Raw genomic sequence first — 24213 nt, 5'->3', positions numbered from 1 at the left:
GTCTTGCTGGAGGATGCATCGCGTCGCTTTTCACCTGGTGTCTGGCGGTGGTTGGCAGAAACGGGTCAACTAGGTGAAGGCGCCTCATTTGTTCAGCAACTGGGGGAAGAGCTTCTTCCAGTTTCGATCGGACGGGAAAATGGGCGGGCCACTGTCTCCCTGGCTCAGGCCATGCCGCGCCATATTGGCGACGTCGGGGACTTGGAGGCGCTTGCCGAAGCACTGGGGCTCGACAAGACTGAGCCGGCCCTTGGGCCGCAGGAAGCGGTTGTGGTCTCCACGGGTGCGGCGCATATGCTCGTCAGGCTCGTTTCGCGCGACGAAGTTGATCGTGCGGAGCCTGACGCCTCCATGCTTCTTCCGTTGTTGGAGCGTGCCGGTGCGCAAGGATGTTATGTTTTCACGACATCCGGTGAACAGAGAGGGGAAGCCTATGCCCGCTTCTTCAATCCAACGGTAGGCATTCGGGAAGACCCGGCAACAGGAAGTGCCGCAGGCCCACTGGGGTGGCTATTGGCCAACCGCAGCGGTGCTGGAGGACAAGAAACGTTCACGGTCGTACAGGGAGTTTCTATGGGTAGGGAAAGCCATATTCGGCTTCTCGTGCGCCCCGACGCTGTTGAGCTGACCGGTTCCGCTGTGCTCACTGCAACGGGCCAATTGCATCTCTAGCTTTTGGAGCGGGCTCAGACCCGACCTCTGCTGATCGGTGCTCAGTCCAGGATTTCCGTCGCGAGCCGGGTGCCGAGAAGCTCATCTTCAACCAGGATGTAGATTTCCTTGGGGGGCGTATTGAGAGAATGGACCATCAGGCCTGGATCGATACCCATCTCGATCAGGTATTCCATCGTTTCCCCCTGGCCGTACTGAATCTCTTCCACCGCCAGGAAAACAGGCATGTAGCCGGGGGTGTCATAGTAGTGCTGATGCATGCCTACGGCAGCATCCTTGGAGGCTGAACGATTGACACCGGCTGCAAAAATGTAAGGACACGACGAAAGGCACACCAGACCAGGCAGCATGGTGGTATCCAGCTCAGCTGCGCGCAGGCTACGACCAATTTCAAATGCCTCACTCACATTGCCACCGGGGCTATGGAGTGAAACCACTTTGGGGGCTTCTTCCAGGCTAGCCAGGAAGCTCGTAAAGCGTTCGGCGTCTCCAGACGAGATCCGGCCCTTCAGGAAAATCGCTTCCCCCAATTCACCTCTGTCGATCACTTCAAACTGAAGCCTGGGAGGCATGTCACCCGGAATTTTGACAGTCGACGGGGCGGGTGTCCGCATGAAGTCGGGAAAGCTTCGAGATGGATCGTAGTGTCTCACCTGATCGCCGGGTGTCGTGGGTCCGGACGGCAGTGCATCGTTGCCGCCAGCCCCCGGGGGCCATTGAGCCTGCAGATGCGAGAGCACCAACAAGGCTGCCAGGACCGCCTGAGCGACCAAAACCCACTTCAGGCTGCGCTGGATGGTTATTCGCGACGTATCAAGGCGCTCGGAAAACACGTCGTGCTACTCCGCAGCATTCAGGTTTGCGGGTTCGGAAGTTTCCGCATTTGCGACACGGCGCAAGACTTCCTTGTCTGCCGCCCCCATCGAAGCCTCGACATCCTTCATCGCATTGATTGCTGCCTTGAGGTCTGCGAGCGTCAGGGTTTCCTCGATGCTTAGCCCATCCCGGCCGCTACGGATCGATGCCTGGGTGATTGCGACCACAAAGACCAGAACGGCGGGCAGGAGGTCGATCGCGATAGCACCAGCCCATGAGGGGACAAAGTTGCCTGCGTACCTGATCACAGCATCGGCGCTTGAGATCGGATTATAGGCCGTCTCCTGTGGTGGCTCCAACGCCAGCACTTCATCGGCTGCGCGCCGCAGGGTCTGGCTGCGTTGGTCGAGGGCGTTCAACACGGATGCGATGGTGCTTGATTGAGCGTCCCGAACGCTGCTGTTTCGGCCATCAAGTTCGGGAAGAACAACAGATGCGGGCAGATCCTCGGCGGCTCGAGCAACGAGCGGTGCAACGGAGTACTGGTTCAGGTTTGCAATAACGCCGGCAAGACGCACACTTTCCTCCGAAAACGCGACCGACCTTTGTTCAACCGGGCCGGGGGCAACCGTCAGAGCTCGCATGCGCCCAAGAATTTCGTTGCCCCGGGCAAAGGCAGAGTCAATCAGTGGCTTTTGTTCTGAAATCTGCTCCTCAAGGTTCTGGAGCTCTTCGGTTTTTTGCGTCAGAACTCGAAAGACTGCGCCTTCACCCGCTGTGCCTGAGAGCTCGCCGGAGCGTTCCTGTTGGGCCAGTGCTTCGAATGCTTCCTTGGCACGTTGAACCTCGCGACCGAGAGCCTGGCCCGAAAGGGCGATCTCATGTGCCTGCTCCAAAGCCGCCTGGTAATCACGGACTGTCGTATCCAGGTGTTGTTCGACAGCCGCCGATCCCGCAAGCGCGGCAGCGTTGAGCCAGCTCGACATGGCAATGATTGCAGCCGACCCCACAAGCATTGAAACCGAAAGTCCGATGAAACCCGCCGCACTGCGCATCGCTGGCATGAGCCGAAGCATGTAGCTCCAGAATACGAATATCCCCACTGACACGGCGACGGAATAGGCCACCGCCGCGAAGAAACTCATCGCACCCGTATCCTCCAGCAGAGAGGACACACCCAGGTAGGTGTAGATACCGGAAGCGATTGCCAGAACGCCGAGCGCCGCAGGTGTGAAGGTTTCAAGCCAAGCAAGATGAGCTTCAAGCTCCTTGGCAGTGCGAAGGCCTTTTGCTTCCGCAGCAGTCAATTTCGTCTGGCTCTCATTCATTGCATTTCCTCACAAGCTCGCAAGCAGCTTAGCTAGGGCTTTACCCCATAAAACCAAGCATTGCGGCGTTATTCCGGCAATGGAGCGCGAGGAAAAACCTTGAGGGCCCATGCGCCATCGCGTTGCAGAATATAGTCGTCAGAATGGCTTTTGATGAGCGCTTGGAATACACCCGAAACGAGGATTATAGAGCGCCAGAAATTGCCTTACCATTCAGGGCGTTAGCGTCTTTTGCGGGAAGAAATGTGAAATGGTGCTGCCGGAGAGATTTGAACTCTCGACCTCTCCCTTACCAAGGGAGTGCTCTACCCCTGAGCTACGGCAGCATCTGGCTTGTCTTTGGGACAGGCGCGGCGTCGAACTTTTTTGCTTGAAAAGCTTGAGTTGCAAGACGCAAGTGCTGGTGCCGATCAGCGGTGCCGACCGGAATGAGGGGGCTTTTGCCATAAGACCTTCGGGGACGCAAGCAGTGTTTTGGGATTTTTTTCCGCAGTCATTTGCTCCCTCCCGTCAAAGCCGGGACGATTGAAGGGTTGGCGCGGCAAAGCTGGTGCTTTTGGCCCTGTTTCGCCTGTGGATATTAAGCAATCTTGCGGGTCGAGGCGCAGAGCAGATTGGCCTTTTCGAGAGAGGGGAGACAGGCCCTCGCCGAAAGGCGTGTGGAAGCGGCGTCCGGGGAAATCAGAAGTTTGGGAACAGGGAAGACTGAAGGCGGGGCTCAGCACCGTGTGCAGGCTACTTGGCGCGATGCTGCTTATCTCTGGTCGGGGGCGGCAAGGCCGCGGACACGTTTTGGGCAGCGATGGGAAGACCGAATGCTGCTGAAGCTGGCAGGGTTAGCGGCAAACGATGCGGAAGACACAAGACGCCTAGGCAAGCTGCGGGCAGCTTGCTAGACAAATGAATCACAGGATCATCACACAGGCGCGCCATGGGCGAAAAAGACCAGCAGCACAAGTCCGCTGAAAGCGGCGGCGGAAAATCCGGCAAGCAGTCAGGCGAAAAGGCCTCGGACAAAGCCGGGGCGAAATCCCGCGAAGACCGGCTGGCCGAAGCCTTGAGAGCCAATCTGCGCCGCCGCAAGTCTGCTGCCAAGACGCGGGACGCCGACTGAGGACCACCAGCCGGATGTTCGGCAGGACTGTGTCGCCCCAAAAATGCCCGGTCGCAGCCGGTTGCGCGCCTTGCATGGGCCATAACTTGCGTGTAGACCGCACGTTTGATGTGAGTTTCTTGACGTATGCAAAGGGATGGCCGTGCGGTGAGCACGGTCCTGTTCGGGGAAAAACATGGACAGTATCAAGGTCGTTGGCGGTGCGGAACTGAATGGTGTCATTCCGATTTCCGGCGCGAAGAATGCGGCACTGCCGCTGATGATCGCATCGCTCCTGACGGATGAGACCCTGACGCTGTCGAATGTGCCGCGCCTTCGCGACGTTGCCCAGCTTATGCAGATCCTGTCCAATCACGGGGTTGATTACTCGGTGAACGGCAAGCGCAGTGGCCAGGATGACCTTGCCGGACAGACGCTGAACCTGACCGCCCGTGAAATCGTCGACACCACCGCGCCTTATGAGCTGGTTTCCAAGATGCGTGCCAGCTTCTGGGTAATCGGCCCGCTGGTTGCCCGCAGCCATGAGGCGCGTGTCTCGCTGCCTGGCGGCTGTGCAATCGGCACGCGGCCGGTAGACTTCTTCATCGACGGTCTGGCAGCGCTCGGCGCCGAGATCGAGATCGACGGCGGCTATGTCATCGTCAAGGCTCCGGGCGGGCTGAAAGGTGCTCGCGTCGAGTTTCCGAAGGTTTCCGTCGGTGCAACCCACACAATCATGATGGCGGCGACGCTGGCCAGTGGCGAGACGGAAATCGTCAATGCCGCGCGTGAGCCGGAAGTCGTCGATCTTGCCAAGTGCCTGAAGGCCATGGGCGCGAAGATCGAGGGTGAAGGCACATCGACCATCCGCATCCAGGGTGTGCCGCGCCTTCATGGTGCGCATCACGCGGTTGTTCCGGACCGGATCGAAACGGGCACCTATGCCATGGCTGTTGCCATGACCGGTGGTGAGGTTCTGTTGCAAGGCGCCCGTTCGGACCTTCTGGAAACGGCGCTCGAGACACTTCGCCAGACCGGCGCGGACATTACGCAGACCGCCGACGGCATCAAGGTCTACCGCAACGGCAACGGCATTCAGCCGGTGGATATCACCACCGAACCGTTCCCGGGCTTTCCGACCGACCTGCAGGCCCAGTTCATGGCTCTGATGACGAAGGCCGGCGGCACCAGCCGGATTACCGAAACCATTTTTGAAAACCGGTTCATGCACGTGCAGGAACTGGCCCGCCTCGGTGCCCAGATCCATGTGGACGGCCGCACGGCAATGATCGAAGGCGTCTCGACCCTGCGCGGTGCTCCGGTCATGGCAACGGATCTGCGGGCGTCCGTCTCGCTGGTTATTGCCGGTCTGGCAGCAGAAGGCGAAACGACGGTCAGCCGTGTCTATCACCTCGACCGCGGGTTTGAGCGTCTGGAAGACAAACTGACCCGCTGCGGCGCGAAGATCGAGCGCATCTCGGCCTGATAAAGCCATCGGATTACGGTGTGAAAACATGGGCGTCGTGGACTGCGCCGCACTCCATGTAATGCATTTTTCGCGAAATCTACTGCGCCGTTTGCCGCTTGATCACCCGGCCTCGTGACGTGAAAGAGGGGCCGGGACCGCCGCTGCCACTGGTCATGATGGCTTCTGCGATGGGGCTGTGAGCACCGCTATCCGACGACCAAACGAGCAGGAAATTCGCCCCGACGCCGCCAGTGGTGTCGTTGATCGGGATCAGCACTGTTTTCGACTGCAGGGGCGCAAGGTCCACCGGCGCATCAAGCAGAGTGCGCAGCAAGGTGCCATCCTCGTTGTGATAATCGACCTGCTGCAACGTAATGGTGGCTTCAGGGTCGACATTGTGTACGGCAAGTGTTGCCGCCAGAAGGTCGGACCTGTTCGGATGGGAAAAGACCCGCGAATAGGCCGGGACATATATGGTCTCACCCAGAACCTTCTCGGTAAAATCCTGTGACTGGACATCCATCGGCGTCTGGAAAAGAAGCAGGCTGCCTGCCAGCAGGCCGAGGCAGGTGGATCGTTTCAGCATTGCGTGCCCGTGCGTTCGTGTGATGGTAGGGTGTCGCCCTGATGTGCTGGCGTCACTTTCCAGAATGCGTGCCCTGATTGCAAGACGGAAGGCAGATGGCGGGTGATTACAAATCGACGCCGGGATAACCTGCGGGACGAAGTTGGAGCGACTGCATGAATGCACAGACAATCCGGTTTTTGGTCCAGCTGGCCTTTGCCTTCGCGGCACTGTTCGCTGTTGTCCTTGTTCCGGCGCCCTACGGACCGTCTCTGGGCTTCTTTTTGCTTGTGTTCGGGCTCTGGCTGGGCCGTCGGATCTTCCGGCGGATTGCATCGCTGGACGAAGTCAAGGCGGATCTGCGCCAGCGGGTGGATGAAGGCCCTTGAGGGCTCCACGATGCCGCAAGGCATGTTTCAGGGCATTGGAGATTGCCAAAACCGTCATTCCCCATTAGGCAACAGCCTTGGGACCGGGCAGAAAGTCGCTTATATGCGTCCTGCCAGACAACGCATGACCGGATCAGAACAAGAGCAAATGGACCAGCTGAAACTTGCCGCCCTTGACCAGGAAGACCTTCAGGTTCTTTCCGCCCATCTGCAGGACGCGGTGATCACCATCGCGGATATCCGCTATCTGCCGAAGGAGCAGAAGGCCGTGTTCGTGTTGAACCGGTTCGTGTGGGACAAGGAAGCCGACAAGCGATCGAAGGAACATGAGCGCCGCCGCACGGCGCTGGCCTTTGCGCAGGTCAAGGCCATGAAGGCCCAGAACATCAACCAGAAGGCCAAGGGTGCCGTCCTGGAATTGCTCGCCGTGACCTTCGAGCCGGGCGAAGAGCCGGCCGGCACGATCCAGCTCGCCTTTGCAGGTGGTGGCAGCCTTGCGCTCGAGGTGGACTGCATCGAGGCGCAACTGTCGGACCTGGGCGCCGCATGGTCCACGCCGAACCTGCCGCAACACGACCTCAGCTGACCGCTCGCACGGAATGACAGACGGTGCACGGCACCGCACATGATGGAGAATTGCGTGGTTCTACGCCTTAACATCAACGACGCCCGCTTCGAAGACCAGTTCAAGGCTCTCCTTTCCGGCAAACGGGAAGTGTCGGAGGATGTCGACCAGATCGTCCGGGACATTCTCGAGCGTGTTCGCACCGAAGGCGACAAGGCAGTCCTCGACTATACGGCAAGGTTCGACCGGCTGCAGGCCGAGAGCATGGCCGAACTGACGGTGTCCGCCGCAGAAATTGATGCCGCGCTTGCAAAGGTGCCGCAGGAGACGTTGGACGCCCTGCAGCTTGCCCACGACCGCATTCACGCCCACCATGCCCGCCAGATGCCGAAGGACGACCGCTATACCGATCCCATCGGCGTGGAACTCGGTTCGCTCTGGACCGCTGTCGAGGCTGTCGGCATCTATGTGCCCGGTGGTACCGCAAGCTACCCGAGTTCGGTTCTGATGAATGCCGTGCCGGCCAAGGTCGCGGGCGTGGAACGCATCGTCATGGTGGTTCCGAGTCCGGACGGGGTGCTGAACCCGCTGGTGCTGGCTGCCGCCAGAATTGCCGGTGTCACGGAAATCTATCGTATTGGCGGTGCACAGGCCGTGGCTGCTCTCGCCTATGGAACGCAGACCATTGCCCCGGTCGCCAAGATCGTCGGTCCGGGCAATGCCTTTGTGGCGGCTGCCAAGCGCCGTGTCTTCGGCACTGTCGGCATCGACATGATCGCGGGCCCGTCCGAAGTGCTGATCCTGGCCGACAGCGGCAACAATGCCGACTGGCTTGCTGCCGATCTGCTGGCACAGGCCGAACACGATACCGCTGCGCAGTCGATCCTGATCACCGACAGCGAAGATCTTGCGAACCAGGTGGAAGCTGCCGTCGAAGCGCAGTTGAAAACGTTGCCGCGAGAAGATGTTGCCCGTGCCAGCTGGCAGGATTACGGAGCAATCATCCTGGTGGACGATCTGGAGGCGGCAATGCCGCTAGCCAACCGTATTGCTCCCGAACACCTGGAACTTGCCGTTGCCGATCCGGAAGCGCTTCTGAAGAAGGTGCGCAACGCAGGCGCCGTGTTCCTGGGCCATTATACGCCTGAAGCCATTGGCGACTATGTCGGCGGCTCCAATCATGTGTTGCCGACCGCGCGGTCGGCTCGCTTTTCGTCGGGACTGAGCGTGCTGGAATTCGTCAAACGCACCTCGATCCTGAAATGCAATGCGGATAATCTGCGTCAGCTCGGGCCGGCGGCAATCGCTCTTGGTGAATCAGAGGGGTTGTCGGCGCACGCGCGCTCTGTTTCCATCAGACTGAATTTATAGCTCCCGATTTGAAGAAGAGGCTTCGACCAGATGAGCGAACCGCACCCGGATCCCGAACCGCAGCAAACCGGCGGAAAGCTGGTTGATGTGGTTTTGGACGAAGCTTCTATCGCTCGGTCCACACCGGAAGTGGAGCATGACCGTGCTGTTGCGATCTACGACCTGATTGAGGAAAACGCGTTTCAGCCTGTCGGGCATCCGCCTGCGAGCTATGTTCTCAACCTGTCGGTAATCGAAAAGAAGCTGGTTTTCCGGATCAGGACCGATGACGACAAGGAAGTCGTCACTCATGTTTTGTCACTGTCTCCGCTGCGCAAGATCGTCAAGGACTACGACCTGATCTGCGAAAGCTATTACGAGGCCATCCGCCACGCGACACCGAGCCAGATCGAGGCGATCGACATGGGGCGGCGCGGGGTGCACAACGAAGGCTCTGCCATTTTGATGGAGCGGCTGGAAGGGAAGATAGAAGTCGACATGCAGACGGCACGACGGCTGTTTACCCTCGTTTACGCCTTGCACTGGAAGGGCTGACGGATATGGCCGGGCCGGGCATGCGTCCGACTGCGGTGCTTTTTGCCTGCGGAATGAATTCCGTACGCTCGCCCATGGCCGAGGCTCTGACGGCCAAACTCTTTCCCGGCCAGATTTATGTGCGTTCCGCCGGCGTCCGTTCCGGCAAGGTTGACCCGTTCGTGGACGCGGTCATGGCCGAAATAGGTGTCGACATGAGCCGGCACACGCCGAAGACATTCGAGGATCTGGACGAATCCGGGTTCGATCTTGTGGTCACTCTCGCTCCCGAGGCGCACCACAAGGCGCTCGACATGACGAGAACGGAATCGGTCGAGGTGGAATACTGGCCGACACTCGACCCGACCCTTGCCACCGGCAGCCGGGAGCAGATCCTGGGCGAATACCGGGCAGTGCGCGATCAGCTCATGATGCGCATCAAGAAGCGCCTGGACTGGGCGCCGCCGCCAAGCGGCTGAACCTGAAGGAACAAGATGAAATTCGAAATCACGTCGCAGGTCCTGACGGACCGGCTGGTACTGCGTCCCATGGAGCCAGGCGATGCGGAGGCACTTCATGCCTACCAGTCTCTGCCGGAGGTTGCTCGTTTCCAGTTCTGGGAACCTCGGAGCCTGGAGGAAATCCGGTCGAAACTGACCAAATGGGCGGACATGAAGTGCCTGGATGGTGAAGGGACACTGGCCTTAGCGGTAGAGAAACGGAAGGACGGTGGTGTCATCGGTGACGTTTCGCTGAGGGTGACGAACGTGGAGGCGCGCCAGGGCACCATCGGGTTCACGTTGAATCCCCAATATCAGGGCAGGGGCTTTGCCACGGAGGCTGGCCGCGCGCTGCTGCGCATGGGGTTCGAGGATCTCGGACTGCACCGCATCTTCGCCAGCTGCGATGCCCGCAACAATGCGTCCTGGGGAGTGATGGAACGCCTGGGCATGCGCAGGGAGGCCCATTTTCGCGAGCATGCCCTGTTCAAGGGTGGTTGGGACGAAGAGTTCTATTACGCAATTCTTGAAGATGAGTGGCGTGAACAGCAGGAAAATGCCGGGTTTTCCGGCGTAAATCCGGCAGGAAATGGCGATCGCAGGCAGTGATGCATAGGATCTGGCAGTTTCTTTGCATAGCGGTGGAAAGAAAGGTTCACTTTCTGCCGCTAATCCGTTAGTTTCCCCGGCACCCGCGGGCAGGGCCCGCTTTATTCAGGATATCAAATGGCCAAAGAAGAAGCTCTGGAGTTTCCGGGCGTCGTAACAGAACTGTTGCCGAACGCGACGTTCCGCGTAAAACTGGAAAATGATCACGAAATTATTGCCCACACGGCAGGGCGTATGCGCAAGAACCGTATCCGCGTACTGGCGGGCGACAAGGTTCTTGTCGAAATGACCCCGTATGATCTTACCAAGGGGCGGATCACCTACCGCTTCAAGTAAGCGGATCCTTCAAGGTGACCCCGGCTGCAAGGCTCGCTCTTAGATGACCAATGCCCCTCAGTTGATCCTGGCCTCCGCCTCGCCGCGCCGCCTCGCGCTGCTGCAGCAGATCGGACTGGAGCCGGATCACCTCCTGCCGGCCGATATCGACGAAACGCCGAAGAAGCATGAAACACCGCGCAGTCTTGCGCTGCGCCTTGCACGTGCAAAGGCTGAAGCCGTTCGTCAGATGGCCGATGCGTCCGAAGCGATGCAGGACAGTGTGGTGCTGGCTGCCGATACCGTGGTTGCGGTCGGCCGCCGGGCCTTGCCCAAGGCGGAGCTGACCGATCAGGCGCTCATGTGCCTGTCTCTCCTGTCGGGCCGTGGCCACCGGGTGTTCACCGGGGTGGCCGTTGCAGAGGCAAACGGCAAGGTCCGTTCCAAGCTTGTCGAAACCCGCGTGCGGTTCAAACGCCTGACGCGCAAGGACATGGACGACTATATTTCCTCCGGCGAGTGGCGCGGCAAGGCAGGCGGATATGCCATTCAGGGGCTCGCGGGAAGTTTTGTCGTAAAACTGGTCGGGTCCTACCCGGCGGTGGTCGGACTGCCCCTGGTGGAAACCGCGAACCTGCTGAGTTCAGCCGGATACCCTGTGCATCAGGGCTGGGCGACAGCGGCAGCCTGAAGCTGTCGAGATCGTGTTCGGCAAGCCGATGATCCATCACCGGCTGCCTTTTCAGCAGTTGGCGCGAAGCAGAAATCCGGAGAGTGAAATGGCCGAAAGCCAGAAACCCGAACGGCGCATGCGCCCCTGTCCAATCTGCTCGAAATTGTCGACGCCGGACGATTATCCGTTCTGCTCGGATCGCTGCGCCAAGATTGATCTGAACCGCTGGTTCTCCGAGGGGTACACCATACCCGTGGTGGAGACCGACGATATCGACGAGAGCAATTTCCCGGACGAAGACCGCTCCTGACAGGTCCAGGCGCGCCATGTGATCCGCCGGTTCGTTTGCCGGCGAAGCAGGCGCGAAGGCCTTGCCGGTATTCCAGGCAGAACTCGGCGCCTCAGTGCTCCTTTCCCGAAAATCTTCTCAAAAGTCCCTGAAAACCGACCGTCACCAGAGTTTTCGGGAAGCCTTGCCATTTGCCTGTTCAGCCGGCTGCCACGGAACTTGGCTCGGCAGAGTTGGCGGGATTGAGCTATTTTTAGGCAGCGCTGCAAAAATATTTATCCAGCAAAATTTTTTTCAGTTTCATGCCGCCAAACACTTGCAGCTGTCATAAAACTGCACCAAGATCTTTTTATACCGGCGATCCTGACGCCCTGAATTCCGGTTTTGTCCGGTAGGGTTGATGCCTTTTGTTGAGGGGCGTACGGGGTTTTTAAGAACACCGGGAAGCCGGCGTCAGGCGTCTCGTTCCTGATACGGCATAACCAACCTATCCAAGGGCGAGGGTCCGATGAAAAAACGTTTTCTGAGCGCCGCAGTGCTGTCCGTGACCACGGCACTGTCGACGGCAGCCTATGCCGATTATTCGCTGACGATCTTGCATACCAACGACTTCCACAGCCGCATCGAGCCGATCAACAAGTACGATTCGACCTGCGGTGAAGAGGATAATGCAGAAGGCAAATGCTTCGGTGGCACGGCGCGCCTCGACACGATCATCAAGGATCGCCGCGCGGCCAGCAACAACACGATCCTCGTCGACGGTGGTGACCAGTTCCAGGGCACGCTGTTCTATACCTATTACAAGGGCAAGGCTGCCGCCGAGTTCATGAACAAGCTCGGCTACGACGGAATGACCGTCGGCAACCATGAATTTGATGATGGACCTGAAGTCCTGCGCGGGTTCATGGATGCGGTCGAGTTTCCGGTTCTGATGTCCAACGCGGATGTATCGAAGGAGCCTCAGCTTGCCGACGTGCTGAAGCCTTCGTTCGTCATCGAACGCGGCGGTGAGAAGATCGGCCTGATCGGCCTGACGCCGGAAGACACCGATGAACTGGCCAGCCCCGGCGCGAATATTTCCTTCACCGATCCGGTTGCAGCCGTAACCCGCGAAGCGGAGAAACTTGCTGCTGAAGGCGTCAACAAGATCATCGTCCTCAGCCACTCCGGCTATAACGTCGACAAGGAAGTTGCTGCCAAGGCACCTGGCATCGACGTGATTGTCGGCGGCCACTCCAACACTTACCTGTCCAACACGTCGGACGATGCCGAAGGCCCGTATCCGACCATGATCGACGGTCCGGATGGAACGCCGACCGCCGTCGTTCAGGCCTACGCCTACGGCAAGTTCCTGGGCGAGCTGAACGTGACCTTTGACGACAATGGCGTCATCACGGAAGCTGCCGGTGAGCCGATCATCATCGACAACACCATCGTCGAAAATCCGGAACTTGTTTCCCGCATCAAGGAACTCGCCGAACCGCTCGACGAAATCCGCAAGGAAGTCGTTGCCCAGGCCGATGCTCCCATCGGCGCCGACCGGGAAGTCTGCCGGGCCCAGGCTTGCGAAATGGGGATCCTGGTCGCAGATGCCATGCTTGATCGCGTAAAGGGCCAGGGTGTCCAGATCGCCATCCAGAACGGCGGTGGTCTGCGTGCCTCCATCGACGCCGGTGAGATCACCAAGGGCGAAGTCCTGACGGTGCTGCCGTTCCAGAACACGCTGTCCACTTTCGAACTGAAGGGGTCCGATGTGATCGCGGCTCTTGAAAACGGTGTCAGCCAGGTGGAAGAGGGCGCGGGCCGTTTCCCGCAAGTCGCCGGTCTTAAGTATTCCTTCGACAAGACCAAACCTGCCGGGGAGCGGATCTCCGATGTCATGGTGATGGAAGGCGACAGCTACGTTCCGCTGGATCCGGAAAAGGTCTACGGCGTGGTGTCCAACAACTACATGCGCGGTGGCGGCGACGGCTACAAGATCTTCGCGACCAACGGCATGAATGCCTACGACTTCGGCCCGGACCTGGCCGATGTGGTATCCGATTATCTTGCAGGCAAGAACGGTTACTCAGCCTACACGGACGACCGGATCACCGCAAAATAAGATCTACAGGATCGTTGATGACTGTCAGAAGCGCGCCATTCGTGGCGCGCTTCTTTCGTTTGCACGTCAGTATTTGGGGGAGATCGGGTGCGTACCGCAGGATAGAGGTGATGACTTGACTGTGGGCCAGAGAGCCTCCGACCACGTGCCTTGTTGCGACAGAAGCCGAGATATATGTGACACAGTACGAAACGATTTTGGTCAGGCTCGGGAAAGATATTGTTTTTCAGAAGGTTAGCGGGGCTGAAAGTTTTCAACAGGTGAGGTGAGGCCGTTCGGCAAAAAACTTTGCCGGGGTGCTGGACAAGGTTTCAGGGAGCCTCTATAAGGACCGGGCTTTCAGCGAACGGGGCTCGCCCCGGACCACTTGCAAGGCACGCCCAGATAGCTCAGTTGGTAGAGCAGCGGATTGAAAATCCGCGTGTCGCTGGTTCGATTCCGGCTCTGGGCACCACTCACCCTCTACAGTTTGTCAAGTTTTTCAAGACGTTGCATCGCTTCGGCTTGCGATCCGCAATCACGCGAGTATCGTTTCGCCCGTGATTGCCCGCAGGACTTCACGTGCCACGATCCGGGCGACAGGCGTCAGAACCTGGCCTTTTCGGGTCAGGAAGGAATAGGTCTCAACCGACAAGGTGAGATCGCTTTCAAGGGCCGTGATCGTGCCCGGGCTCCCATCTGCATTTTCAGCAAAGCTTGAGGCAACCGATTGGGCAACAGCGGCAATCGCGTTGGTACGCTGCACAGTCGTAACCGTGAACAGAAACGAAGACGTCGTCAGCACCTTGGTGGGCAGTCCAAGCCCCTTGTCGCGCAATGCCTGTTCCGTCGTGGTGCGGATCGGGGCGCCAACAGGAGGAAGCACCCAGTCAAAACCCAATAGGGCTTCTGCAGGCACAGGTGTTGCGAGGCGGGTCAGCGGATGATCCGTCCGGGCGACCAGACAGGCAGGTTCGCGCAGGAGAGGGCGTTCCTCGAACAGGTCCGGATCTTCATCCACCGGCACGCGGCTGAGGGAAAAGTCGAGCCGCCCGTCCTCCAGCATCGGTGCCAGATCGAGACTGGGACCGACTTCCACCGAAATGGAAATATCCGGGTAGCTGAGGCGCACGTGACGTATCGCGGGCAGGACATATTCGATTGCAGGGCCTGTCACCGACCCGATGCTGACGTGCCCGCTCTGGCCGGACTTGTGCTGTTCGATATCGCGTCCCGCATCGGCAAACTCCTGCAGGATGCGCACACAGCGTTCGGCCAGTTTGTGGCCGATGTCGGTCAACTCGATTCCGCGGCCCGATCGCACGTAAATGTCGGCTTCCGCCACGCGCTCAACTTCGGAAATCAGACGCGAAGCGGCCGGTTGCGACATGCCGAGAGCGCTTGCTGCGTCGGTGAGCCGAGTGTGTTTTGCAAGCTCCGCGAGCAATCGCAAGTGGGAGATTTTCATTCCCCGCCGCAGCAAGTCCAAGCTCATGGCCGATTTCCGTTATTTCATATCAATTAAGGTATGTAATGATAATGAATAATAATTTGACCGTCATGTTACTTTTCCATTTTGTACTCCCCGGCATCAACCCGTGAATGCCTGTGACTGAATTGGGCCGGCTGGGATCCGGTCCGGGAGGACGATATGAAATTTGTTTCCAAGGCGCTTGTCGCGGTAGCGGCAGCAGCAACCCTTATGTCCGGCGTGGCGCTGACCGGCGCGGCAATGGCCCAGGACAAAGGCTCCATCGGCATCGCCATGCCGACGAAATCTTCGGCACGCTGGATCTCCGACGGCAATTCCATGGTCGAGCAGTTCACCGAAGCCGGCTATGAAGCAGACCTGCAGTACGCAGAAGATGATATTCCGAACCAGCTCGCACAGATCGAAAACATGATCACCAAGGGTGTGGACGTTCTGGTGATCGCAGCCATCGACGGCACCACGCTTTCCAATGCTCTTGAAAATGCGGCAGCATCCGGCATCAAGGTCATCGCCTACGACCGCCTGATCCGTGACAGCGGCGACGTCGACTATTACGCGACTTTCGACAACTTCAAGGTCGGCGTGCAGCAGGCAACGTCTCTCGTGAACGGCCTGAAAGAGCGGTTCGGTGACGGCCCCTACAATGTCGAACTCTTTGGCGGTTCTCCGGACGATAACAACGCCTACTTCTTCTACGACGGTGCGATGTCCGTTCTGCAGCCGCTGATCGACGATGGCACGATCGTCATCCAGTCCGGCCAGATGGGCATGGATACCGTCGGTACGCTGCGTTGGGACGGTGCAGTTGCGCAGTCTCGCATGGATAACCTGTTGTCCGCTCACTACACCGACAAGCAGCTGCACGGCGCTCTCAGCCCGTATGACGGCCTGTCCATCGGCATCCTGTCCTCGCTCAAGGGTGTCGGCTACGGTTCCGGCGATCTGAAGATGCCGATCGTCACCGGTCAGGACGCCGAAGTCCCGTCTGTGAAGTCGATCCTGGCCGGCGAGCAGTACTCGACCGTTTTCAAGGATACCCGTGAACTTGCCCGCGTCACTGTCGGCATGGTTGATGCCCTGCTGGGTGGCGGCGAGCCGGAAATCAACGACACCACCACCTACGACAACGGTGTGAAGGTTGTTCCGTCCTACCTGCTGGAGCCGGTTTCCGTCGACGCCAGCAACTGGGAAGAGATCCTGATCGGAAGCGGTTACTACACTGCAGACCAGGTCAAATAAGAACGACAACACCCCGGAGCATCCTGCGTTCAACCGAGCGCACACCGGATGCTCCGCCACTTTGGACGTGATCAGCTTCAGGAGGATCGATCCCATCCGATTGATCTTCCGCTGGTCCGGCGGCACTTACCACCCATCGACACGGCAATTCCGCTCTTCCTCGCAGTCCTGGGAGAGCGGAATGGACCCGGACCCTGATTGTCCGGCTCGGTGGGCGGGTCTTTCCTCGGAATTCGGAGAACGGGGTCGATGGCACTCCTTTCCATGCAGAACATCAGCAAGACCTTTCCCGGCGTGAAGGCGCTGGACCGGGTCAATCTGGATGTCCAGAAGGGCGAAATTCACGCCGTCGTCGGCGAGAATGGCGCAGGCAAATCCACACTGATGAAGGTTCTGTCCGGCGTCTATCCGCACGGTCAATATGACGGCGAGATTGTTTTTGAAGGTGAACCGGCCCGGTTCTCCGGCATATCGGACAGTGAAAAGCAGGGCATCATCATCATTCACCAGGAACTTGCCCTGGTGCCGCAGCTTTCGATTGCCGAAAACATCTTCCTGGGCAACGAATGCGCCAGCAAGGGCGTGATCGACTGGCGGAAAACCAACCAGCGGACAGAAGAATTGCTCGCCAAGGTCGGTCTTTCGGAGCCCCCGACGACCAAGGTCGATTCCATCGGCGTCGGCAAGCAGCAGCTTGTCGAAATCGCCAAGGCCCTGTCGAAGGACGTCAAGCTGTTGATCCTGGACGAGCCGACCGCGGCACTGCAGGAAAACGACAGCCGCAAGCTGCTTGATCTCATGCTGGAACTCAAGGCGCAGGGCGTCACCAGCATCATCATCTCGCACAAGCTCAACGAAGTCCGATATGTCGCGGACAGCGTTACGGTGATCCGTGACGGCATGACCGTGTCGAACCTCGACGCCAAGGCAGGCCTGAGCGAGGACGATATCGTCCGCGATATGGTCGGCCGGGATATGACGCACCGGTTCCCGGAGCACAGCCGAACCCCGGGCGATGTCCTGATGGAAGTCACGGACTGGTCCGTCTGGCATCCCGAGCATTCCGAACGGCGTGTGATCAAGAACGCTTCCTTCAATGTCCGGGCAGGCGAGGTCGTCGGCATTGCCGGGCTGATGGGATCGGGCCGGACCGAACTGGCGATGTCCATCTTCGGCCGGTCCTATGGCCGTAACATCAGCGGATCGGTGAAGCTCAAGGGCCAGCCGATTGATGTCAGCACCGTGGATCGGGCAATTGCAGCCGGTATCTCCTACGTCACTGAAGACCGCAAGGCCCTCGGGCTGGTTCTGGACGAGACGATCCGGTTCAACACGACGCTCGCCAACCTGAACGGCGTTTCTTCCGGGCCCATCCTCAAGCGCAACGAGGAAACCCGCGTCGCCGAGAGATATCGGGAAGCGCTGGCGATCCGTACGCCGTCGGTGTTCCAGAAAACGGTCAACCTTTCCGGAGGCAATCAGCAGAAGGTGGTGCTGGCCAAATGGCTGTTCACCGCGCCGGAAGTGCTGATCCTGGACGAGCCGACCCGCGGCATCGACGTCGGCGCCAAATATGAAATCTACACCATAATCAACGACCTCGCCGCGCAGGGCAAAGGCGTGGTCATGATCTCGTCGGAAATGCCGGAACTGCTCGGCATGTGCGACCGGGTCTACGTCATGAACGAAGGGGCTCTCGTCGGTGAACTTGCCGCCGGCGATGCGAGCCAGGAGCGCATCATGTCGCTCATTGTCAACGAGTGAGAGAAAAACCCATGGAACTGGCTGATAGCGACACCAATGCGACGCCGGTCGTGAAGACCAAGGGCATCGGCGAGTATATCTCCTCGCATTTGCGGCAATACGGACTGCTGTTCGCGCTGATTGCGGTGATGGCCTTCTTCGAGGTGGTTACCGACGGCACGCTGCTACGTGCAGTAAACATCACCAACCTGCAGCTGCAGAACTCCTACATCATCATCATGGCGCTCGGCATGCTGATCGTCATCGTCTCGGGCAACATCGACCTGTCGGTCGGTTCGGTGATGGGCTTCATCGGGGCGCTCGCCGCGGTCATGATCGTCAACTACGGTCAATCGCCGTACATCACGATGATCGTCTGCCTGGCCATCGGCGGGCTGATCGGCGCGGCCCAGGGGTATTGGGTCGCCTATTGGAAAATACCGTCCTTCATCGTGACGCTGGCAGGCATGCTGGTCTTCCGCGGCTTGTCGCTCTGGCTTCTCGAAGGTCAGTCGGTTGGGCCGTTCCCGAAGGAATTCCAGATCATTGCCACCGGTTTCGTACCGGACATGTTTCCGGCCGGCATGGGGGAAGCACTGGCGGATCTCTTCGGTGCCCGCAAGGTCAATGTTCTTGCGCTCGCAACCGGTGTCGTGGCCGCAGCCCTTGTGGTCTGGATCGGCATGCGCCAGCGGGCACAGAACAAGGCCTACGGCATCGAGGATGAGCCGACGAGCTTCTTCATCGCCCGCAACGTGATCATTGCTGCGGCACTGGTGTTCGTGATGTTCAAGCTGTCCCTGTTCCGCGGCCTGCCGAATGTCCTCATCACCATGGGCGTCCTGACGATCATCTATGCCTTCATCACCGAAACGACGACGGTCGGCCGCCGGATCTACGCACTTGGCGGCAACCAGAAGGCTGCCAAACTGTCCGGTATCAAGACCGAACGACTGACCTTCCTGGCCTTCACCAACATGGGCGTTCTGGCTGCAGCAGCGGGTCTCGTATTCGCTGCACGTCTCAACACCGCAACGCCCAAGGCCGGCTTCGCATTGGAACTGGACGTGATTGCGGCCGTCTTCATCGGCGGGGCGTCCATGTCCGGCGGGGTTGGCACCATCATTGGCGCGGTCGTCGGAGCCTTCCTCATGGGCGTGCTCAACAACGGCATGTCGATCATGGGCATCGGTATCGACTACCAGCAGATGATCAAGGGCCTCGTGCTGCTCGCAGCCGTAATTTTCGACGTCTACAACAAGAACAAGCAGGGGTAACGCTATGCTGATTTCCCAGATCCTGGATGATGCCGGCAAACGTGCCGTGGTCGTCCGCAATGGCAGCGAAGCTTCTGTCCTGAAGGGAGTTGCCTCTACCTACGAGCTGGTTCAGGAAGCCATCGCAAAGGGCCAGAGCCTGACCGAATGTATCCGAGGACATGAACTCGGCGCGGCGGTCGACCTGGAACAGCTGGCCTCTGAAGGCCGTTTGCTGCTGCCGATCGACCACCCGGACGCAGCTCATATGCATCTGACCGGCACGGGGCTGACGCACCTGGGGTCAGCAGCGACTCGTGACGCCATGCACGCCAAGGCGAAGAACGACGATGCCAACGTCACGGACAGCATGAAGATGTTCCAGCTTGGCCTTGAAGGCGGTCGGCCGCAGCCGGGCCATGTCGGCGTCCAGCCGGAATGGTTCTACAAGGGCAACGGGTCCTGCGCGGTTGCGCCGGGCGGTGATCTTGTCAGTCCCGGTTTCTGCGAGGACGGCGGCGAGGAGCCGGAGATTGCCGGGGTATATGTTATTGCCGAAGACGGAACGCCGTTCCGCGTCGGCTTCGCGCTCGCCAACGAGTTCTCCGATCACGTGATGGAGCGCCAGAACTATCTGTACCTGGCACATTCCAAACTGCGTCCGGCCTCCTTTGGGCCGGAGTTGATGGTTGGTCCGCTTCCGGAGAAGGTTGAAGGCACCAGCCGGATCTACCGTGATGGCGCAGTGCTTTGGGAAAAGCCCTTCCTGTCGGGTGAAGGCAACATGTCCCACACGCTGGCGAACCTGGAACACCATCATTTCAAGTATGACGTTTTCCGCCAGCCGGGCGATCTGCACGTGCACATGTTCGGCACGGCAACGCTTTCCTTCGCCGATGGCATTGGCTGCCGGGAAGGCGACGAGGTCGAGATTTCTGCGCCGGGATTCGGCGTTCCCCTGAAAAACCGCTTGGCTTTCAAGGCTGCGGAAGCCGGGGCGGCTCAAGTGAAGGTTCTTTAGATCATGGCATTCAAACCGGCGAAATGGCCGCGCAAACTGCGGTCGACCGAATGGTTCGGCGGCACCAGCCGTGACCACATCTATCACCGCAGCTGGATGAAGAACCAGGGTCTGCCGGACGACCTCTTCGATGGTCGCCCGGTTATTGGCATCTGCAACACCTGGTCCCAGCTCACGCCCTGCAACGCGCATCTGCGCGATCTGGCGGAGCGCGTCAAACACGGGATCTACGAGGCCGGCGGCTTTCCGGTGGAGTTTCCCGTGTTCTCGACCGGCGAGAGCACGCTGCGTCCAACGGCAATGATGTTCCGCAATCTTGCCAGCATGGATGTGGAAGAAGCGATCCGGGGCACGCCCCTGGATGGCGTCGTCCTGCTTGTCGGCTGCGACAAGACCACGCCCTCTTTGCTGATGGGGGCGGCTTCAGTCGATATTCCGGCAATTGTCGTCACCGGCGGTCCGATGCTGAATGGCTGGTTCCAGGGCGAACGGGTCGGCTCCGGCACGCACCTCTGGAAATTCTCCGAGGCGGTGAAGGCCGGGGAAATGACCCAGGAGGAGTTTCTGGAGGCCGAGGCCGCCATGAGCCGGTCCCCCGGCAGCTGCAACACCATGGGCACGGCATCCACCATGGCCTCTATGGCCGAGGCGCTCGGCATGGCGCTGTCCGGCAATGCGGCGATCCCGGCTGTCGACAGCCGACGTCGGGTGATCGCGCATCTCTCCGGCCGGCGGATCGTGCAGATGGTGAAGGACGATCTGAAACCGTCCGACATCCTGACCCGGGAAGCCTTCGAGAACGCCATCCGCACCAATGGTGCCATCGGCGGGTCGACGAATGCGGTCATCCATCTGCTGGCCATCGCCGGCCGTGTCGGCATAGACCTCTCGCTCGATGATTGGGACAAGGCAGGCCGGGATATTCCGACCATCGTCAACCTGATGCCGTCCGGCAAATACCTGATGGAAGAGTTCTTCTATGCCGGTGGTCTGCCGGTGGTGATCAAGCGCCTCGGCGAGGCGGGCATGCTCAACAAGGATGCCATCACCGTTTCCGGCGAGACCATGTGGGACCAGGTCAAGGATGTAAAGAACTGGAACGAGGATGTCATCCTGCCGGCGGAAAAGGCGCTGACCAGCCAGGGTGGTATCGCGGTTCTGAAAGGCAACCTTGCACCCAATGGCGCTGTCCTGAAACCGTCTGCCGCGTCGCCGCATCTGATGCAGCACAAGGGCAGGGCAGTGGTCTTTGAGGATATCGACGACTACAAGGCCAAGATCAACGACGATGCCCTCGACATCGACGAGACCTGCGTCATGGTGCTGAAGAATTGCGGCCCCAAGGGGTATCCTGGCATGTCGGAAGTCGGCAACATGGGCTTGCCGCCCAAGGTGCTGAAGAAAGGCATTACCGACATGGTCCGCATTTCGGATGCGCGCATGTCCGGCACGGCTTATGGCACCGTTGTCCTGCACACCTCTCCGGAGGCGGCTGCCGGTGGACCGCTGGCTGTGGTGAAAGACGGCGACATGATCGAACTGGATGTTGCGAACCGGACAATCCATCTCGACATTTCCGAACAGGAATTGTCCGCACGGCTTGCAGCATGGAAGCCGTCGCACCATGTTCCGGACAGCGGCTACGCCCGCCTGTTCCATGACCACGTTCAGGGTGCCGACACCGGCGCCGATTTCGACTTCCTGAAAGGCTGCCGCGGTTCCGCCGTGCCGAAGGATTCACATTGATGGCAGAAAAACTGGCGCTGGTGGGCATCGGCAAGATTGCCCGCGATCAGCACATTCCGGCAATTGCCGGTAATCCGGACTGGCAGCTGGAGGCGGCGGTCAGCCGTCACGCCGGCGTTGACGGGATCGATCATTTCCAGACGATCGACGAGCTTCTGGAAAAGCGGCCGGACATCACCACGGTCTCGCTCGCCATTCCACCGCAACCTCGGTTCGAGTATGCGGCCAAGGCCTTGAAGGCCGGCAAGCATGTGATGCTGGAAAAGCCGCCGGGTCAGAGCCTTGCCGAATGCTATGCGCTGGAGGCACTTGCAAGGGAACACGGGGTGACGTTGTTCGCCACCTGGCACTCCCGCTATGCCGATAGCGTACCGGCGCTGAAGGCATTCCTTGCCGAACGCACGTTGAAACGGCTCAAGATCACCTGGAAGGAAGATGTTCGCCGTTGGCATCCCGGCCAGGAATGGATCTGGGAGCCGGGTGGCATGGGGGTCTTCGACCCAGGTATCAATGCGCTCTCGATCCTGACCGAGGTTCTTCCTTATCCGGTTCACCTCACGGGTGCGACGCTCGAGTTTCCGGAGAACCGGGCAACGCCGATTGCCGCCGGGCTGACCTTCGCAGATCCGGTTGGCGCAGAAATGTCCGCCGATTTCGACTGGCGTCAGGAAGGGCCTCAGACATGGGACATCGACGTTGAAACCGACCGAGGCGCCGCAAAGCTGTCACTTGGCGGTGAGAAGCTGGAAATCGACGGTGAGCCCGTTATACAGGGGGCGAACCATGAATATGCCAACCTCTACGTCCGTATGGCGGATCTGGTGAAATCGGGCACGAGCGACGTCGATCTCTCGCCGATGATCCATGTGTGCGACGCCTTTTCTCTTGGGCGGCGCGTCATCACTGATCCGTTCGAATTCTGATCCATCTTCAAAACCAGAAGGTTTGACATGACATTTATGCCTCACGGAAAGCAGCTTGTTGCAGGGCAATGGGTTGCCGGCGATGTAACATTTACCTCCGAACCGGCGCATGGCGCGTCTCACGCTTTTTCCGTCGGTACTGCCGACCAGGTGGACGCGGCCTGCCGCGCAGCGGAAGAAGCCTTCTGGAGCTATGGCTATTCCAGCAGTGAAGAGCGGGCGAAATTCCTCAATGCCATTGCAGACGAGATTGAAGCCCGTGCGGACGCCATCACCGAGATCGGCACGTCCGAAACCGGTTTGCCGGAAGCGCGTCTTCAGGGAGAGCGTGGTCGCACCACCGGCCAGTTGCGCCTGTTTGCCTCGCACATTCTGAAAGGCGATTATCTCGACAAGCGTCACGACGAAGCCCTGCCGGACCGTCAGCCTCTGCCGCGCCCGGACCTGAAGCTGGTCCAGCGCCCGATCGGGCCGGTCGCGGTCTTTGGTGCTTCCAACTTCCCGCTGGCATTCTCGACCGCCGGCGGTGATACGGCATCGGCTCTGGCTGCCGGCTGCCCCGTGGTCGTCCGTGGCCACCCGGCCCATCCGGGCACCGGTGAGATCGTTGCCGAGGCAATCGCCGCAGCCATCAAGTCCTGCGGCCTGCATCCGGGTGTCTTCTCCTTCATCCAGGGCAATGGTTTCGAGGTCGGCCAGGCGCTTGTTCAGCACCCGCTGATCACCGCCGTCGGTTTCACTGGCTCCCTGCGTGGCGGCCGTGCTTTGTTCGACATGTGCGCACAGCGCCCGGTGCCGATCCCGTTCTTTGGTGAGCTTGGTTCGGTCAACCCGATGTTCCTGCTGCCGGCGGCGCTCTCCGCTCGCGGCGAGGCAATTGCAAAGGGCTGGGCCGGATCGCTGACAATGGGTGCTGGCCAGTTCTGCACCAACCCCGGCGTTATCCTGGTGCTCGAAGGTCCGGATGCGGACGCCTTCGTTGCGACAGCAACAGAAGCCCTCGGCGGCATTGGCAAGCAGACCATGCTGACAGACGGAATCGCGGCCGCCTACCGGTCCGGTTCCAAGCGGGTTGCCGCTTCCAGCGGTGTCCGCGAATTGATCGGCACGTCCTGCGAGACCCGTGAAGCCGCACCTTACGTCTTCGAGACAACCGGCGACAACTGGCTGGCCAACGAGGAACTGGGTGAAGAAGTCTTCGGCCCGCTCGGCATCGTGGTCCGCGTGAAGGATGAAGCACAGCTTCTGGAAATCGCCAAGGGCCTGGAAGGCCAGCTCACCTGCACGTTGCAGATGGATGCAGGCGACAAGGACCTTGCCCGCAAGCTGATGCCGGTGCTGGAGCGCAAGGCAGGCCGCGTGCTTGCCAATGGCTTCCCGACCGGTGTGGAAGTTGCCGACAGCATGGTTCACGGCGGGCCTTACCCGGCATCGACCAACTTCGGCGCCACCTCCGTCGGCACGATGGCTATCCGGCGCTTCCTGCGCCCGGTCTGCTACCAGAACCTGCCGGACGACCTGCTGCCGGCCAGCTGAGCCAGGTG

Annotated in this window: 24 protein-coding genes and 2 tRNA genes; 21 read left to right on the top strand and 5 right to left on the bottom strand. The window is 59.7% G+C overall.

Features of this window, described 5'->3' with window-relative positions; all coding sequences use genetic code 11:
• Window positions 1-3: 3 nt before the first annotated feature.
• Window positions 4-672 (top strand): PhzF family phenazine biosynthesis isomerase, encoded by a 669-nt coding sequence (locus HCG46_RS08685; protein ID WP_161633231.1) that lies wholly within the window; start codon window positions 4-6, stop codon window positions 670-672.
• Between the two features lie 41 nt (window positions 673-713).
• Here HCG46_RS08685 and HCG46_RS08680 read toward each other — a convergent pair whose 3' ends face one another.
• The 3 genes from HCG46_RS08680 to HCG46_RS08670 all read right to left on the bottom strand — a co-directional run bounded on the left by HCG46_RS08680 (window position 714) and on the right by HCG46_RS08670 (window position 3142).
• Window positions 714-1505 (bottom strand): hypothetical protein, encoded by a 792-nt coding sequence (locus HCG46_RS08680; RefSeq protein ID WP_209009424.1) that lies wholly within the window; start codon window positions 1503-1505, stop codon window positions 714-716.
• A 6-nt stretch (window positions 1506-1511) separates the two neighbouring features.
• Complete coding sequence (locus tag HCG46_RS08675) at window positions 1512-2816, bottom strand: hypothetical protein (RefSeq protein WP_055658446.1); 1305 nt, start codon at window positions 2814-2816, stop codon at window positions 1512-1514.
• A 251-nt stretch (window positions 2817-3067) separates the two neighbouring features.
• Window positions 3068-3142 (bottom strand) — tRNA-Thr (locus tag HCG46_RS08670).
• Between the two features lie 605 nt (window positions 3143-3747).
• Between HCG46_RS08670 and HCG46_RS08665 the strand changes: the two genes are divergently transcribed.
• Window positions 3748-3930: a hypothetical protein gene (locus HCG46_RS08665; RefSeq protein ID WP_022999895.1), complete on the top strand. Its 183-nt coding sequence runs from the start codon at window positions 3748-3750 to the stop codon at window positions 3928-3930.
• A gap of 175 nt (window positions 3931-4105) precedes the next feature.
• The gene (murA, locus tag HCG46_RS08660; RefSeq protein ID WP_168685756.1) at window positions 4106-5395 is read left to right on the top strand and encodes a UDP-N-acetylglucosamine 1-carboxyvinyltransferase; all 1290 of its coding nucleotides are present in this window, start codon (window positions 4106-4108) and stop codon (window positions 5393-5395) included.
• Between the two features lie 79 nt (window positions 5396-5474).
• Here murA and HCG46_RS08655 read toward each other — a convergent pair whose 3' ends face one another.
• On the bottom strand, window positions 5475-5963 hold the full coding sequence (locus HCG46_RS08655) for a DUF3124 domain-containing protein (RefSeq protein ID WP_168685754.1): 489 nt from the start codon (window positions 5961-5963) through the stop codon (window positions 5475-5477).
• A gap of 155 nt (window positions 5964-6118) precedes the next feature.
• Between HCG46_RS08655 and HCG46_RS08650 the strand changes: the two genes are divergently transcribed.
• The 11 genes from HCG46_RS08650 (at window position 6119) to HCG46_RS08600 (ending at window position 13724) form a co-directional block, all read left to right on the top strand.
• Window positions 6119-6331: a hypothetical protein gene (locus HCG46_RS08650; RefSeq protein WP_022999898.1), complete on the top strand. Its 213-nt coding sequence runs from the start codon at window positions 6119-6121 to the stop codon at window positions 6329-6331.
• 148 nt (window positions 6332-6479) lie between these two features.
• Window positions 6480-6917 (top strand): DUF2948 family protein, encoded by a 438-nt coding sequence (locus HCG46_RS08645; protein ID WP_031268943.1) that lies wholly within the window; start codon window positions 6480-6482, stop codon window positions 6915-6917.
• A gap of 42 nt (window positions 6918-6959) precedes the next feature.
• A complete protein-coding gene (gene hisD, locus HCG46_RS08640; protein ID WP_077293138.1) occupies window positions 6960-8267 on the top strand; it encodes a histidinol dehydrogenase in 1308 nt (435 codons plus the stop codon).
• Between the two features lie 30 nt (window positions 8268-8297).
• Window positions 8298-8801 (top strand): UPF0262 family protein, encoded by a 504-nt coding sequence (locus HCG46_RS08635; protein ID WP_022999901.1) that lies wholly within the window; start codon window positions 8298-8300, stop codon window positions 8799-8801.
• A 5-nt stretch (window positions 8802-8806) separates the two neighbouring features.
• Entirely contained in the window at window positions 8807-9259 is a 453-nt protein-coding gene (locus HCG46_RS08630) for an arsenate reductase ArsC (protein WP_022999902.1), read from the top strand.
• Window positions 9260-9274: 15 nt separating this feature from the next.
• Window positions 9275-9889 carry a GNAT family protein gene (locus HCG46_RS08625; RefSeq protein ID WP_168685751.1) on the top strand — a complete coding sequence of 205 codons (615 nt, stop codon included), beginning with the start codon at window positions 9275-9277 and terminating at the stop codon, window positions 9887-9889.
• Between the two features lie 117 nt (window positions 9890-10006).
• The gene (gene infA, locus HCG46_RS08620) at window positions 10007-10225 is read left to right on the top strand and encodes a translation initiation factor IF-1 (RefSeq protein WP_006939340.1); all 219 of its coding nucleotides are present in this window, start codon (window positions 10007-10009) and stop codon (window positions 10223-10225) included.
• A gap of 43 nt (window positions 10226-10268) precedes the next feature.
• Complete coding sequence (locus HCG46_RS08615; protein ID WP_006939342.1) at window positions 10269-10895, top strand: Maf-like protein; 627 nt, start codon at window positions 10269-10271, stop codon at window positions 10893-10895.
• Between the two features lie 88 nt (window positions 10896-10983).
• Window positions 10984-11187: a DNA gyrase inhibitor YacG gene (yacG, locus tag HCG46_RS08610; RefSeq protein WP_031268946.1), complete on the top strand. Its 204-nt coding sequence runs from the start codon at window positions 10984-10986 to the stop codon at window positions 11185-11187.
• Window positions 11188-11674: 487 nt separating this feature from the next.
• Window positions 11675-13270 (top strand): bifunctional metallophosphatase/5'-nucleotidase, encoded by a 1596-nt coding sequence (locus HCG46_RS08605; protein WP_168685749.1) that lies wholly within the window; start codon window positions 11675-11677, stop codon window positions 13268-13270.
• Between the two features lie 378 nt (window positions 13271-13648).
• Window positions 13649-13724: transfer RNA gene (locus HCG46_RS08600), tRNA-Phe, on the top strand.
• Between the two features lie 63 nt (window positions 13725-13787).
• Here HCG46_RS08600 and HCG46_RS08595 read toward each other — a convergent pair.
• Window positions 13788-14744: a LysR substrate-binding domain-containing protein gene (locus tag HCG46_RS08595; RefSeq protein ID WP_152507231.1), complete on the bottom strand. Its 957-nt coding sequence runs from the start codon at window positions 14742-14744 to the stop codon at window positions 13788-13790.
• Between the two features lie 156 nt (window positions 14745-14900).
• On the opposite strand from HCG46_RS08595, the gene chvE reads away from it, so the two are divergent.
• The 7 genes from chvE to HCG46_RS08560 all read left to right on the top strand — a co-directional run bounded on the left by chvE (window position 14901) and on the right by HCG46_RS08560 (window position 24205).
• Window positions 14901-15980, top strand: a complete 1080-nt coding sequence (chvE, locus tag HCG46_RS08590; RefSeq protein ID WP_022999981.1) for a multiple monosaccharide ABC transporter substrate-binding protein — start codon at window positions 14901-14903, stop codon at window positions 15978-15980.
• A gap of 249 nt (window positions 15981-16229) precedes the next feature.
• The gene (gene mmsA, locus HCG46_RS08585) at window positions 16230-17744 is read left to right on the top strand and encodes a multiple monosaccharide ABC transporter ATP-binding protein (protein ID WP_055658457.1); all 1515 of its coding nucleotides are present in this window, start codon (window positions 16230-16232) and stop codon (window positions 17742-17744) included.
• Between the two features lie 11 nt (window positions 17745-17755).
• Window positions 17756-19000, top strand: a complete 1245-nt coding sequence (mmsB, locus tag HCG46_RS08580) for a multiple monosaccharide ABC transporter permease (protein ID WP_168685747.1) — start codon at window positions 17756-17758, stop codon at window positions 18998-19000.
• A 4-nt stretch (window positions 19001-19004) separates the two neighbouring features.
• Window positions 19005-20000 carry an AraD1 family protein gene (gene araD1 / locus HCG46_RS08575; RefSeq protein WP_022999984.1) on the top strand — a complete coding sequence of 332 codons (996 nt, stop codon included), beginning with the start codon at window positions 19005-19007 and terminating at the stop codon, window positions 19998-20000.
• A 3-nt stretch (window positions 20001-20003) separates the two neighbouring features.
• Window positions 20004-21746: an L-arabinonate dehydratase gene (gene araD, locus HCG46_RS08570; RefSeq protein ID WP_055658459.1), complete on the top strand. Its 1743-nt coding sequence runs from the start codon at window positions 20004-20006 to the stop codon at window positions 21744-21746.
• Entirely contained in the window at window positions 21746-22669 is a 924-nt protein-coding gene (locus HCG46_RS08565; protein WP_055658462.1) for a Gfo/Idh/MocA family oxidoreductase, read from the top strand. Before araD ends, HCG46_RS08565 begins: the two co-directional genes overlap by 1 nt.
• A 27-nt stretch (window positions 22670-22696) precedes the next feature.
• Complete coding sequence (locus tag HCG46_RS08560) at window positions 22697-24205, top strand: aldehyde dehydrogenase (NADP(+)) (RefSeq protein ID WP_168685745.1); 1509 nt, start codon at window positions 22697-22699, stop codon at window positions 24203-24205.
• Window positions 24206-24213 lie beyond the last annotated feature (8 nt).

Source organism: Labrenzia sp. PO1 (assembly GCF_012273635.1).
Lineage (GTDB): Bacteria > Pseudomonadota > Alphaproteobacteria > Rhizobiales > Stappiaceae > Roseibium > Roseibium algicola.
The sequence above is the reverse complement of the archived record's forward strand: the minus strand, read 5'-3'. Positions and strand labels throughout refer to the sequence as shown.

What these genes read in the sequence shown, in the direction of transcription:
- HCG46_RS08605 (WP_168685749.1), top strand. Translation starts at nt 11,675, where the DNA reads ATGAAAAAACGTTTTCTGAGCGCCGCAGTGCTGTCCGTGACCACGGCA.
- HCG46_RS08655 (WP_168685754.1), bottom strand. Translation starts at nt 5,963, where the DNA reads ATGCTGAAACGATCCACCTGCCTCGGCCTGCTGGCAGGCAGCCTGCTT.
- HCG46_RS08625 (WP_168685751.1), top strand. Translation starts at nt 9,275, where the DNA reads ATGAAATTCGAAATCACGTCGCAGGTCCTGACGGACCGGCTGGTACTG.
- HCG46_RS08615 (WP_006939342.1), top strand. Translation starts at nt 10,269, where the DNA reads ATGACCAATGCCCCTCAGTTGATCCTGGCCTCCGCCTCGCCGCGCCGC.
- araD (WP_055658459.1), top strand. Translation starts at nt 20,004, where the DNA reads ATGGCATTCAAACCGGCGAAATGGCCGCGCAAACTGCGGTCGACCGAA.
- HCG46_RS08645 (WP_031268943.1), top strand. Translation starts at nt 6,480, where the DNA reads ATGGACCAGCTGAAACTTGCCGCCCTTGACCAGGAAGACCTTCAGGTT.
- yacG (WP_031268946.1), top strand. Translation starts at nt 10,984, where the DNA reads ATGGCCGAAAGCCAGAAACCCGAACGGCGCATGCGCCCCTGTCCAATC.
- murA (WP_168685756.1), top strand. Translation starts at nt 4,106, where the DNA reads ATGGACAGTATCAAGGTCGTTGGCGGTGCGGAACTGAATGGTGTCATT.
- hisD (WP_077293138.1), top strand. Translation starts at nt 6,960, where the DNA reads ATGGAGAATTGCGTGGTTCTACGCCTTAACATCAACGACGCCCGCTTC.
- HCG46_RS08635 (WP_022999901.1), top strand. Translation starts at nt 8,298, where the DNA reads ATGAGCGAACCGCACCCGGATCCCGAACCGCAGCAAACCGGCGGAAAG.
- HCG46_RS08630 (WP_022999902.1), top strand. Translation starts at nt 8,807, where the DNA reads ATGGCCGGGCCGGGCATGCGTCCGACTGCGGTGCTTTTTGCCTGCGGA.
- HCG46_RS08595 (WP_152507231.1), bottom strand. Translation starts at nt 14,744, where the DNA reads ATGAGCTTGGACTTGCTGCGGCGGGGAATGAAAATCTCCCACTTGCGA.
- mmsB (WP_168685747.1), top strand. Translation starts at nt 17,756, where the DNA reads ATGGAACTGGCTGATAGCGACACCAATGCGACGCCGGTCGTGAAGACC.
- infA (WP_006939340.1), top strand. Translation starts at nt 10,007, where the DNA reads ATGGCCAAAGAAGAAGCTCTGGAGTTTCCGGGCGTCGTAACAGAACTG.
- araD1 (WP_022999984.1), top strand. Translation starts at nt 19,005, where the DNA reads ATGCTGATTTCCCAGATCCTGGATGATGCCGGCAAACGTGCCGTGGTC.
- HCG46_RS08675 (WP_055658446.1), bottom strand. Translation starts at nt 2,816, where the DNA reads ATGAATGAGAGCCAGACGAAATTGACTGCTGCGGAAGCAAAAGGCCTT.
- mmsA (WP_055658457.1), top strand. Translation starts at nt 16,230, where the DNA reads ATGGCACTCCTTTCCATGCAGAACATCAGCAAGACCTTTCCCGGCGTG.
- HCG46_RS08665 (WP_022999895.1), top strand. Translation starts at nt 3,748, where the DNA reads ATGGGCGAAAAAGACCAGCAGCACAAGTCCGCTGAAAGCGGCGGCGGA.
- HCG46_RS08560 (WP_168685745.1), top strand. Translation starts at nt 22,697, where the DNA reads ATGACATTTATGCCTCACGGAAAGCAGCTTGTTGCAGGGCAATGGGTT.
- chvE (WP_022999981.1), top strand. Translation starts at nt 14,901, where the DNA reads ATGAAATTTGTTTCCAAGGCGCTTGTCGCGGTAGCGGCAGCAGCAACC.
- HCG46_RS08650 (WP_022999898.1), top strand. Translation starts at nt 6,119, where the DNA reads ATGAATGCACAGACAATCCGGTTTTTGGTCCAGCTGGCCTTTGCCTTC.
- HCG46_RS08565 (WP_055658462.1), top strand. Translation starts at nt 21,746, where the DNA reads ATGGCAGAAAAACTGGCGCTGGTGGGCATCGGCAAGATTGCCCGCGAT.